9 protein-coding genes are annotated in these 12,172 nt (G+C 62.9%); 2 read left to right on the forward strand and 7 right to left on the reverse strand.

The features are described from left to right. Positions 1–54: 54 nt before the first annotated feature. The 7 genes from HMPREF2760_RS05645 to HMPREF2760_RS05675 form a co-directional block, all read right to left on the reverse strand. Positions 55–435 (reverse strand): monovalent cation/H(+) antiporter subunit G, encoded by a 381-nt coding sequence (locus tag HMPREF2760_RS05645; protein WP_070522648.1) that lies wholly within the window; start codon positions 433–435, stop codon positions 55–57. Next, positions 432–704, reverse strand: coding sequence for a monovalent cation/H+ antiporter complex subunit F (locus HMPREF2760_RS05650; protein WP_010188770.1), 273 nt, complete (start codon positions 702–704; stop codon positions 432–434). The genes HMPREF2760_RS05645 and HMPREF2760_RS05650 overlap by 4 nt, the downstream gene beginning before the upstream one ends. Further along, complete coding sequence (locus tag HMPREF2760_RS05655; RefSeq protein ID WP_070522651.1) at positions 704–1,222, reverse strand: Na+/H+ antiporter subunit E; 519 nt, start codon at positions 1,220–1,222, stop codon at positions 704–706. The genes HMPREF2760_RS05650 and HMPREF2760_RS05655 overlap by 1 nt, the downstream gene beginning before the upstream one ends. Then, positions 1,219–3,015, reverse strand: coding sequence for a Na+/H+ antiporter subunit D (locus tag HMPREF2760_RS05660; RefSeq protein ID WP_070596814.1), 1,797 nt, complete (start codon positions 3,013–3,015; stop codon positions 1,219–1,221). The genes HMPREF2760_RS05655 and HMPREF2760_RS05660 overlap by 4 nt, the downstream gene beginning before the upstream one ends. Beyond that, a complete protein-coding gene (locus tag HMPREF2760_RS05665; protein ID WP_070522657.1) occupies positions 3,008–3,508 on the reverse strand; it encodes a Na(+)/H(+) antiporter subunit C in 501 nt (166 codons plus the stop codon). Before HMPREF2760_RS05665 ends, HMPREF2760_RS05660 begins: the two co-directional genes overlap by 8 nt. Continuing rightward, on the reverse strand, positions 3,508–6,423 hold the full coding sequence (locus tag HMPREF2760_RS05670; protein WP_070596815.1) for a Na+/H+ antiporter subunit A: 2,916 nt from the start codon (positions 6,421–6,423) through the stop codon (positions 3,508–3,510). Before HMPREF2760_RS05670 ends, HMPREF2760_RS05665 begins: the two co-directional genes overlap by 1 nt. A 226-nt stretch (positions 6,424–6,649) precedes the next feature. Next, complete coding sequence (locus HMPREF2760_RS05675; RefSeq protein ID WP_070522663.1) at positions 6,650–8,017, reverse strand: dipeptidase; 1,368 nt, start codon at positions 8,015–8,017, stop codon at positions 6,650–6,652. Positions 8,018–8,114: 97 nt separating this feature from the next. Here HMPREF2760_RS05675 and HMPREF2760_RS05680 point away from each other — a divergent pair, with 97 nt between their 5' ends. Together HMPREF2760_RS05680 and groL are read left to right on the forward strand one after the other, a co-directional pair. Continuing rightward, on the forward strand, positions 8,115–10,088 hold the full coding sequence (locus HMPREF2760_RS05680; protein ID WP_070522666.1) for an OPT family oligopeptide transporter: 1,974 nt from the start codon (positions 8,115–8,117) through the stop codon (positions 10,086–10,088). A 290-nt stretch (positions 10,089–10,378) separates the two neighbouring features. Then, positions 10,379–12,025 carry a chaperonin GroEL gene (gene groL, locus HMPREF2760_RS05685; protein ID WP_070522669.1) on the forward strand — a complete coding sequence of 549 codons (1,647 nt, stop codon included), beginning with the start codon at positions 10,379–10,381 and terminating at the stop codon, positions 12,023–12,025. Positions 12,026–12,172: the final 147 nt, after the last annotated feature.

Consider the following 12,172-nt stretch of genomic DNA (forward strand, 5'->3'; position numbering starts at 1 on the left):
TTTTGCAGCCTATATTAATTCCCCCTCATTTCCTGGGAGAAGGCGCCCGTGTCCCTACTTTCGGCGCATGGAACGCGCGGCAGGGGCCTCATTGCGCAGCATTGACTCCGGCGGGCCGTACAAGCCCTCACGGCGGGCGATGCGCGTGGTTCTTTGCGCGGTCACCGGGCTGGTGATCATGGCGAAAAGAACAAGCAGCACCAGGATGCCCAAGTCGCCGCGCTCAGCAACGCTGAAGCTCTCCGAACCCGTCACCTTGATGATGGCACCCAAAATCGTGAAGATGAGCCCGGTGGTTTGCGGTTTGGCAATGGCGTGCACGCGCGCCATCGTGTCCTTAAAACGCGCCACTCCAATCGCGGCCGCCAAGGTGAGTATCGAGCCAAGGAGAATGAGGATGATGGAGAGGATATCGGCAACTACTGCATAACTCATGAGTCCCTCTTCCTAAAGCGAGTAACGGAGACCGTCGAAATGAATCCGAGGAGCGCCACCACCAACATCGCGTTGGAGACCGTCGTGTCCAGCGTCCAACAGATGTAGGTGGCCAGGGCGCATTGGAACATGGCCACGAGCCCGTCCATCGCGATGAGCCGGTCGAGCGAGTTGGGCCCGATGACGATGCGCCACGTGGTGATGAGGAAGGCCACCACGAGGAAGCCCGCGGCCACGGTGAGCAGGATGTTATACACGTCAGTATCCATCAGGGGTGGCTCCTTTCGAAGATGGCAATCATATCGGCCTCCAGCTTGCGCACCGCGGCGATCTCACGCTCCAGGTGGGCTTCAGAATCGGCGTCGAGGAGATGGATGGTGAGCATGCGGTTCGCAATGTCGATATCGGACACCGTGCCGCCCGGCTGCAGGTTGTACAAGCTGACCGCCAGCGCCAGAACGAACTCATTCTCCACGCGCATCGGGAGCCTGACAATCGCGGTCTTCGGCACCTCCTGCGGGCGCACGGCCAGCCAGCCCACCTTGATGGAAGCTTCCATGAGCTCTATAAACCACTGCGCCATGAAGACAATCAGCTTGCCCCAGCTCACCGAAATCCCCGCCACGGGCATCGCCGGCAGCGGCAGCGCGAAGACAATGAACAGGCTGGCAATCAGCCCGCCCACCAGGTTCGCCACGGTGACTTCGCCCATGAGCATGCACCACATGACGATGATCCACACCATGAACCACGGGCGGAAGCGGTGCTTAATTCCGGAGAATCTCATCGCGAAACCTCCTTTTCTTCCTTATCCACGGAGGTGGGCAATGCAGGCGTGGCGCTTGGCGACGTCCTCGTTGTCGGCGCCACCGGCTCCGGATCCGGGAGGGGCTCGCTGCGGTTCTTCCGCGAATCGGCGCCCTCCTCGTAGCGTTCGGCGGGGTCCAAGTGCCGCGTTGGGTCCTCGGCGGAATCCCCCAGCACGGCGTAGCGGTAGATGGAGTCATCCTGCGCGGACGTCGCCGCGCGGGTGGTAACCCCGGAGATGGGGCCGGCGAGGAAGGTCATCGATACTGAAGCGATGACGAGCAGGGACGTGGAAGCCAGCATGCCGAAGGGTACGCGGCCGACATCGGCGCGCTCCTCCAATTCGACGTACTCGGTGACCTCCCCGAGCGGGGAGGGCCGCGCCATGGCGAGGTTGCCTTCGGGGGCATCCCTGCGATCACGCAGGAAGCCCTTGGCCCACACGAGGATCATGACGTAGAGGGTCAGCAGCGAAGTGAGGACAGCGCCGCCGATGAGGACCCACGACATCCAGGAACCCTCGTTCGCGCCGGCCTGAATCAACATGATCTTGCCCAGGAAGCCGGAGAAGGGCGGGATGCCGCCCAGGTTCATGGCCGGGATGAAGTACAAAATGGCGATGAGCGGTGCGGAATAAATCAGCGAGCCCAAGCGCCGCAGCGAAGAGGTGCCGGCTTGGCGCTCGATGAGGCCCACCACCAGGAAGAGCGCGGTCTGCACCAGAATGTGGTGCACAGCGTAGAAGATGGCGCCTGACAAGCCCTGCGCGGTTCCGAGGGCAACGCCAAAGATCATATAACCGATGTGGCTGACCAGCGTGAAGGACAGTAATCGTTTGATATCCGATTGGGCGATGGCACCCAAAATACCCACGAGCATCGTGGCCAGCGCGACCCACATAAGCAGGTTATCTAACCCACCAGCGGTGAAGATGGAGGTGCGCGCGCGGATGATGGCGTAGACACCGACCTTGGTGAGCAGGCCCGCGAAGACTGCGGTGACCAGCGAAGGTGCGGTGGGGTAGGAGTCCGGCAGCCAGGCGTCCAGTGGGAAGACGGCTGCCTTAATGCCAAAGGCAATGAGTAGCACGGCGAACACTGCGGAGCGGGTGCCCGCCGGGATATCTTCCATGCGGATACCAATTTGGGCCATGTTCATCGTGCCCACCGCGGCGTAGATATAAGCCAAGGCCAGCACGAAGATGAGCGAGGAGGCCATGGAGACCATGACATATCCCACGCCCGCACGCACGCGCGCAGGCGAGGCGCCGAGGGTCAGCAGCACATACGAGGACACGAGGAAGATTTCGAAGCCCACGTAGAGGTTGAACAAATCACCGGCCAGGAAGGACACGTTTACGCCCATGGTCAGCAACATGTAGGTGGGCAGGAAGACCGCCACCGGCTCGTCCTTGGTGCCGTCGCGCACGCCCTGGGAAATGGCGTACCACATCACGGAGAACAGGACGACGGAGGAGGTAAAGAGCATGACCGTGGACAAACGGTCCGCCACCAGCGTGATGCCCACCGGTGCGTCCCAGCCGCCCACCTGCACGGTCTGAATGCCGGTGGTATCCGCGATGAAAATCAACGCGGCGTTCACCGTGGCGAGCGTGAGCAGGGAGAAGAAGGCGATGCGACGTTGCGCATGGGCATTGCGCGCAAAGAGCATCGCCAGCGCGGCGGCCAAAGCCGGGATGATGATCGGCAGGGGGATCAGGTAGCTGATATACGGCAGCAACAGATCCACCAGGGGCGAGATGGTCTCACTCATCGGTGGCCTCCTTCACGGGAGCCTCGAAGAACTCGGGGCCAAACTTATCGCCTTCCTTGGTGTTGCGGCCGGTGGTCGGGTCATTGGAAGCATCGTGGTCCGGGGCAGCCGAGGCATTGCCCGGGCGCGAGGCCATCGCCGCGATGGCGGTGTCCTCGGTGTCGTCCTCAATCACGTCCGCCGTGCGGTAACGGTACTGGCGGTAGGCCAAGGTGAGAATGAAGCCGGTCAGCGCCATCGAAATGACGATGGCCGTGAGGATCATCGCCTGAGCCAGCGGATCGGCGATTTCCTCGCCATAGGGCAGGGAAGTCCGGCCGTCGATTGGCGGCGAGCCAGCCTTACCGCCGGCCATGAGCATGAAGAGGTTCGCACCATTGCCCAGCATCAAGATGCCGAGCAGCATCTTGGTCATGGCGCGGTCTAGCAACAAGTACACCCCGGCGCCGCAGAGTACGCCCGCAGCGAGTAGGAGCATGAGGTTGGCATCCATTAGGCGCGTCCTTTCTCTGCAGTGGCAGTGGTTTCTTTCTCGTTCGCCCGGCGTGCCAGGGAGCGGGCGCGGTCGCGGGCGCGTTGCTTACGTATCTCTTCTTCCTCATCGAGCTTGGCGCCCAAGGAGGACAGGACGTAGAGCGTGAGGCCGACGACGATGAGGTAGACGCCGGCGTCGAAAATCAGCGCCGAAGGCAGGGATACATCACCGATGAGTGGCACCCCGACCTTCGTGTACCCGGTGGTCAGCGGCGGGTAGCCCAAGAGCATCGGGGTGATGACTGCGCTGAGGGAGAGCAGCAAGCCGACCGCCATGGTGCGGCCGCCGTCGAGAGGCAGCGCCTCATCGAGCTCCGCGCGCCCGCCGGCCAGGTAGCGCAGAATCAGCGCCAAGGCCGCCACGAGGCCGCCGGCAAAACCGCCGCCGGGGGCGTTGTGGCCGCCGAAGAAGAAGTACAGGGAGAGCACCATCATCGAGGGGAAGAGGATGTGGGTGCTCACGTCCACCATGAGCGAGCGGTTGAGCGCCTTCTCTGATTCCACGCCCGCGGCCAGCCAGCGGCGGCCGGTGACCTGCAAGGTCGGGCGGCGGGAGGAGCGGGTGAAACTCTGCGTGCGGTAGATCAGCGAGGCGATACCCGTCGCCGCGATGATGAGCACCGTGATTTCGCCGAAGGTATCCCACGCGCGCAGGTCCACGAGCAAGACGTTGACCGTGTTGGCGCCGTGGCCGATCTCCTTGGCCAATTCCGGCATGTACTGCGAGATGGGTTCCTCGCGCCGGGCGTTGATGGCGAACATGCCCACCACGGTGACGGCCAGGCCCACGCCCACCGCCAGCCACGCGCGCAGGCGGCCGGATTTGGGGTCCTGCTTCCACTCGGTATTCGCCGGCATGCGGCGCAGCACGAGCATGAAGAGCACCATAATGATGGTCTCCACGAGGAGCTGCGTCAGCGCCAAGTCCGGCGCGCCGTGAAGCGCAAAGATGAAGGACAAGGCGTAGCCCGTCGCGCCCACCAGGATGACGCCGGAGAGGCGGTTATCCAGCACCGTGGCGGCGATGGCGGCGATGATGATGACCACCGCTGCGATGGCCTGCCAGGGGTTCTCGGCCACGATCATGTGCACGTTGGTGAGGTCGCCGCGGATGAGCATGACGATGGGCAGCACCATGAGGGTGGCAAAGATGACCGTGAGGTTGAACTGCAGCGAACCGCGCTGCGTGGAAGCGGTGATGCGCAGGGAGAGTTGGCGCAGGGCGTTGATGACGGCGTCGTAGGAGTCATCGGCCGAGCCCAAGGCCGGGTAGGTGAACTGGGCCTTCGTGAGGGCTTGGCGCTGCCAGTGCAGGAGAGAACCGGCGACGATGATGACCACGGAGAGCAGCAACGGGATGGTGAAGCCATGCCATAGCGCTAGTTCGGACGCGTGCTTCGCGCCAAAGGTGTTGTCCAGGTGCTGCGTGATGCCGTGGGACAAAGGCAGCGGCAGCAGACCAAAGAAGATGGTCAGCAGAGTCAGTACCGTCGGCGGGATCCACAGGAAGGGGCCGATGTGGTGCATATTCGCTACCGCTTCAGAGGGCTCCTCCTGCCCCTTCGAGGAGAACGCGCCCCAGAGGAAGCGCAGCGCATAGGCCATGGTCAGCGCGGAGCCGACGACGACCGTCACGAGCAGCATGTTGCGCGGCATGCCGACCAAGAGCTCCTCGTGCATGATCGCCTCGAGCGTGGCCTCCTTGGACACGAAGCCCAGCAGCGGCGGGATACCGGCCATAGACATCGCGGGGAGGAGGGCCAGGATGTACAGCGCGGGTTTCTTCTTGCCCAGGCCCGCAAGCTTGTCGATGTCCCTCGTGCCCGCCGAGTGGTCGATGGCGCCGACGATCATGAAGAGCGCTGCTTTGAAGAGGGAGTGCGCGAAGGTCAGCGCCAGTCCTGCCTGCATGGCCTCGCGGGAGCCGATGGCGATGATGGCGGTGATAAAACCCAGCTGCGAGACGGTACCGTAGGCCAGAACCAGCTTCAGGTCGCGCTGCTTGAGCGCCATCCAGCCACCGAGCAACATGGTGAAAGCGCCAAGGGGGATGACCACGAGGTGCCAGGTAGAAATGTCATGCACCGAGGGGGCAAGGCGCGCGACGAGGTAGATGCCGGCCTTCACCATCGCCGCGGAGTGCAGGTAGGCAGAGACCGGGGTCGGCGCGGCCATGGCGCCGGGCAGCCAGAAGTGGGCCGGGGCGATGGCGGACTTGGAGAGCGCACCGCAGAGAATCAGCACGATGGCCACGGTGAGGTAGGGGGTGTTGGCGAGGTCTTCGGTGGCGGCGATACCGCTGAAAGACCACGCGCCGGTCTGGCGGCCGAGGAGGGTGATACCCACCAACATGGCGAGGCCGCCCAGAACGGTCACCATGAGGGCCTGCTGCGCTGATCGACGCGACGAGGCACGCTCGCCGTAGTAGCTCACCAAGAGGAAAGACAGCAGGGAGGTGATTTCCCAGAAGACGTAGAGCAGCAGGAAATTATCGGAAATGACCAAGCCATACATGGCCGTGGCAAAGCCCACCATCTGGCCACCGAAGAGGGCGAGGCGCCGCCGGGAATGGTCGAAATAGCCCCAGCAATAAAGCAAGACCAGCGCGCCTACTCCCAGGATGATGAGGCTGAACAGCGCGGAAAGCGCGTCCATGCGCAGGTTAATCGTTAGGTGCGCGGCGGGCATCCAGTTGAGGTCGTATGCCAGCTGGTTGCCGTCGCGCAGCGTTCCGGTGGTGAGCTGTTGGAGCACCCAAAAGAAGCCCACCGCGGGCACGACGGCAAGGAGGCCGAAGGCGCGGCGGCCGAGATAGAAAAGGAGGAATGGAGCGGCGATGGTAGTAAGTACCAAGGCGCTGAAGAGAGTGAGCACGAGGTTGCGTGGCGTCCTTTCCTTGTCGGGGACTGGGCAAAACCCACCGCAGCGGCGGGCGTTCACTAATGCTCACGATACAGTCTGAAATCCCAATTTTCACATTTTCGTTTCATACAGTTATATCTGTGTCTCCTGTTGGCGTTCCACCACGTCGCCACCAACGCATCCAGAAGAAAGCGAGCCCGCGCCCGGCGGATGGCTCTGCCGGGCGGGATAGTTCCGCTTAAGCGAAACGCTGGAGGAAGAGAGCCTCAGCAATCGCAATCTTCTCAATCTCAGTCGGGTCGACCGACTCGTTAGCGGAGTGGATGGTGCACTGCGGCTCCTCGACACCAAAGAGCGCAATCTCCGCGTTCGGGTGCTTCTCCTGCAGCTCCACGGTCAGCGGGATGGAGCCGCCCATGCCCTGGGTGATGGTCTCGGAACCGTAGGCCTCGCCCAGGCACTCACCGAGCAGGGCGACGGCGGGCTTGGACGGATCGGTTTCGAAGCCCAGGTTGGCCTCGAGGATGGTGACCTCGATGTGCGCGCCCCACGGAATGTGCTTCTTCAGGTGCTCGGCCACTGCCTCCGCGGTGGAGCGGGGATCCATGGTGGCGGGGGTGCGCAGGTTGATGTTGGCTTCGGCGGTAGCGGGCACGGCGTTGACCGCCTCGGAGACCGGGGTGGAGGTAAAGCCGGTCACGGTCACGGCGGGGCGGGCCCAGATCATGTCCGCGATGGCGGTGGCGCCTGCCGGATCCTTCGCGCCCATGATCTCAGTGCCCTCGAGCATCTGGGCGTCGGCGCGGAAATCCTCCTCGCGGTAGGCGGTGTCCTGGCCCTCGGCCAGCGGCCAGGTGCCCTCACAATCGACGCCGTCGATAGTCGTGCGGCCGTACTCATCCGTTAAGGAATCCAACGCACGCATAAGGGCCTTGACGGCGTCGGGAGCCGCGCCGCCGAACTGGCCGGAGTGCACAGCCGAGTTGAGGGTGGAGACCTTGACGTTGATCTGGGAGCCGCCGCGCAGGGAGGTGGTCAGGGTCGGCACGCCTGCCTTGGCGTTGCCGGCGTCGGCGATGAGGATGGCGTCGGCGGCGAAGAGCTCCGGGCGCTGTTCGATGAGCGCGGACAGGCCCTCGCCGCCGCGTTCCTCAGAGCCCTCGATGAGCACGGTGAGGTTGAGATCGGTTCCACCGTGAGCGTCGAGCGCGCGCAGCGCGGCGAGGTGCATGGCCACGTTACCCTTGCAGTCCGCGGCGCCGCGGCCGTACCAGCGGCCCTCGCGCTCAGTCAGGGTGAAAGGATCGGAGTCCCACGCGTCGGGGTTTCCGGCAGGAACCACGTCGTAGTGCGAGTACAGCAGCACCGTCTTCGCGCCCTCCTTGCCGGGGCGCTTGGCGACGATCGCCGTGGAACCATCAGCGGTGGTGATGGCTTCGGGGGTGAAGTTGGCGTCGACAAGCGCGGCCTGAACCCACTCGGCAGCCTTCGCGGGCTGGTCCTCGAGGCCCGGCTCGTTGTGGACGGAATTGAAGGAGACGAGCTCCTTGAGTTGCTGGAAAATCGTATCGCGGTCGTTGCTGACAAACTCAGAAATGTTGCTCATGCCCTCCAACCTACTCGCATCCTCGAATCGGCCTGCCGAGCGTTAGGTAGTAATGTATTCATGGTTCTAGTCCAAATTCTTTTAGAAAGGACCTGACATGGCGACTACCACCGCCGAAGGTTCCCAGTCCACGGTTCGCGAGCTCACGCTCCGGGGCATCATCATTGGTGGGCTCATCACTCTCATTTTTACCGCCGCCAACGTGTATCTGGGCCTCAAGGTGGGTCTGACGTTTGCCACGTCCATTCCCGCTGCCGTGATTTCTATGGCGGTGCTGCGCCGCTTCGCCGGGCACAACGTCAAAGAGAACAACATTGTGCAGACCATCGCGTCGGCAGCCGGCACTTTGTCCGCCATCATCTTCGTGCTCCCCGGCCTGGTCATGGTGGGCTACTGGCAGGGCTTCTCCTTCGTCGATACCGCCGCGGTGTGCGCCATCGGTGGCGTGCTCGGCGTGATGTACTCCATCCCGCTGCGCCGTGCGCTGGTGACGGGCTCCGATCTGCCCTACCCGGAGGGCGTGGCCGCGGCCGAGGTCCTCAAGGTGGGCGATAGCTCCGGCGAGGACGGCGAGGCCGCGCACGAGGAAAACGCGAAGGGCCTGCGCGTCATCGTCTTTGGTGGCATCCTTTCCGCCGTCATGGCTTTGCTTGCCGCGATGAAGGCTGCAGCCTCTGAGGTGGCCACCTATTTCAAGCTGGGCTCGGGTGCGACGACGCTCGGCACCTCCCTGTCCCTGGCGTTGGTCGGTGTGGGCCACCTCGTGGGCTTGGCGGTGGGTATCGCCATGCTCGTCGGCGTGGTCATTTCCTACCTCATCCTGCTTCCCATCCTCACCGGTGGGGAGGCACTGAGTGACCCGGCCACGATCATGGACACCGTCGACACGGTCTTCTCCGACAGGATCCGCTTCATCGGCGTGGGTACCATGGCCATCGCCGCCATTTGGACGCTGATCAAGATTTCCGGTCCGATTGTCAAGGGCATGGCTGAGTCCTTCGCTTCCTCCCGTAACCGCAAGGACGGCCACCAGGTGGCGGTGGAGGAGCGCGATATTCCGGCACCGTATGTCGTTGGCACGATCCTTCTTCTCATGGTCCCGATTGGACTGCTGCTGTGGAACTTCGTGCGCGGCACCGATATTCATGACCACATGGCCGTCCTCATCACGGTCTCCGTACTCTTTACCTTGCTTGTGGGCCTCGTTATCGCGTCGGTGTGTGGCTACATGGCTGGTCTCATTGGTGCGTCCAACTCGCCGATCTCATCTATCGGCATCATCGCGGTCATCACCGCCGCATTGCTGATTGCCGCCGTGACGCGCGGTACGGATGCGGAGCCGCTCTCGCTGGTGGCCTACACGCTGTTTACCGCGGCCATCGTCTTCGGCATTGCGACGATTTCCAATGACAACCTGCAGGACCTCAAGACCGGTCAGCTGGTTGGCGCGACGCCGTGGAAGCAGCAGGTAGCGCTCATCATCGGTGTCCTCTTCGGCTCCTTGGTGATTCCGCCGATTCTGCAGGTCATGCTCACCGGCTTTGGTTTCCAGGGCATGGAGGGCGCCGGTGAGGACGCACTGGCTGCACCGCAGGCCGCGCTGATGTCCTCGGTGGCATCCGGTATTTTTGATAACTCGTTGCCGTGGGATCTCATCGGTCTGGGTGCGGCGATCGGCGCCGTCATCATCATCGTCGACGAGTGCCTGCGCCACTTCACCGACAAGTACTCCCTGTCCCCGCTGGCGGTGGGCATGGGCATGTACCTGCCGGCGGCCATCACGATTGTGGTTCCGATTGGCGCCATCTTGGGGGCCTTCTACAACCGCTGGGCGGCACGCCAGTCCAAGCCGGACTTTGCTAAGCGCATGGGCACGCTGCTGGCCACTGGCCTCATCGTCGGTGAGTCCCTCTTCGGCGTGGTCAACGCCGGCATCATCGCGGCGTCGGGCGGCGAGTCCCCGCTGGAGATCTTCGAGGGCGGAACCGCTGCCAAGATCGTCGGCGTCATCCTCTTCGTTGGCGGCATTGCTGCGGCGTACAAGTGGACGGCGAAGAAGGCCGAGGCTTAAGCGGAGCTAGGGCTTCGGTTTAATGGACGGTTCGATTTAGCGGGCGGTTCGTATTAACGGGCGGTGCTTTTGCACCGCCCGTTCGCTTATAGCGTTCGTGTTGAACCTTGCAGTCGCTAGGTCTGAGTGCCAGAATGGTCGCTAGCACTTCCACATGGCAAGTGCCAGAAATAAACAGAGTCATCTATGTGGTTGGGGCTGGAGAACACTCGCCAGCCGTGCCGTCGCGGGCGTCCGTCATAGATCAGACGTGAGTGTCGTCCTCAACAAAGCTTAAGGAGCACAAACACATGGCAAAGATCATTGCCTTCGATGAAGAGGCACGTCGCGGCCTCGAGCGTGGTCTTAACACGCTTGCCGACGCCGTCAAGGTCACCCTCGGCCCCAAGGGCCGCAACGTCGTCCTGGAGAAGTCCTGGGGCGCCCCGACCATTACTAACGACGGTGTCTCCATCGCGCGCGAGATCGAACTCGAGGACCCGTACGAGAAGATCGGCGCTGAGCTGGTCAAGGAAGTTGCCAAGAAGACCGATGACGTCGCCGGTGACGGCACCACCACCGCTACCGTTCTGGCACAGGCGCTTGTTCGTGAGGGCCTGCGCAACGTAGCCGCTGGTTCCAACCCGATGGGCATCAAGCGCGGCATCGAGGCCGCCACCAAGAAGGTTGTAGACTCCCTGCTCTCCTCCGCGAAGGAAGTAGAGACCCAGGAAGAGATCGCTACCACCGCAGGTATCTCCGCTGCTGACCCGGCAATCGGCGAGAAGATCGCTGAGGCTATGTACACCGTGGGCAACGGCTCCGTGAACAAGGATTCCGTTATCACCGTTGAGGAGTCCAACACCTTCGGCGTTGACCTCGAGGTCACCGAAGGTATGCGCTTCGACAAGGGCTACATCTCCGGTTACTTCGCTACCGATATGGAGCGCCAGGAGGCAGTCCTTGAGGATCCGTACATCCTGCTCGTCTCCTCCAAGATCTCCAACATCAAGGACCTCGTGCCGCTGCTGGAGAAGGTTATGCAGACCGGCAAGCCGCTGCTGATCATCGCTGAGGATGTTGAGGGCGAGGCCCTGTCCACCCTCGTGGTCAACAAGATCCGCGGCACCTTCAAGTCTGTTGCTGTGAAGGCTCCGGGCTTCGGTGACCGCCGCAAGGCCACCCTGCAGGACATGGCTATCCTCACCGGCGGCCAGGTCATTTCCGAGGAGGTCGGCCTCTCCCTGGAGACCACCGAGCTCGAGTACCTCGGCCAGGCACGCAAGGTTGTCGTGACCAAGGATGAGACCACCATCGTTCAGGGTGCTGGCTCCCAGGAGCAGATCGACGGCCGCATCAAGCAGATCCGCGCCGAGATCGAGAACTCCGATTCCGACTACGACCGCGAGAAGCTGCAGGAGCGCCTGGCCAAGCTGGCCGGCGGTGTGGCAGTCCTCAAGGTTGGTGCCGCTACCGAGGTTGAGCTCAAGGAGCGTAAGCACCGCATCGAGGATGCCGTGCGCAACGCCAAGGCTGCTGTTGAGGAGGGCATCGTCGCCGGCGGCGGCGTGGCTCTGCTTCAGGCTGCTGAGGTGCTGGATTCCCTCTCCGACCTCACCGGTGACGAGGCAACCGGCGTCAAGATCGTCCGCGAGGCACTGTCTGCTCCGCTGAAGCAGATTGCTCAGAACGCTGGCCTGGAGCCGGGCGTTGTTGCCGACAAGGTTGCGTCCCTGCCGGCTGGCCAGGGCCTCAACGCCGCTTCTGGCGAGTACGTGGACCTGATGGCTGCGGGCATCAATGACCCGGTCAAGGTCACCCGCTCTGCTCTGCAGAACGCCGCGTCCATCGCGGCTCTGTTCCTGACCACTGAGGCGGTTGTGGCTGACAAGCCGGAGCCGGCTGGTGCAGGCGCTGGCATGCCGGACGCTGACGCAATGGGCGGTATGGGCTTCTAGTCCATTACTCCCTGGGCTGAGGTTCCTTGCGGCCTCAGCTACTAGCAAAATAGATGCTCCCCACGGTTGACCGTGGGGAGCTTTCTTCGTCTTGATACCCTTTTGTATCCTTTAGCGGCCCTTCCGGTTTTAGAGTGCGTTGATTTT

The sequence above is a fragment of the Corynebacterium sp. HMSC065D07 genome (assembly GCF_001810695.1).
Classification (GTDB): domain Bacteria; phylum Actinomycetota; class Actinomycetes; order Mycobacteriales; family Mycobacteriaceae; genus Corynebacterium; species Corynebacterium hesseae.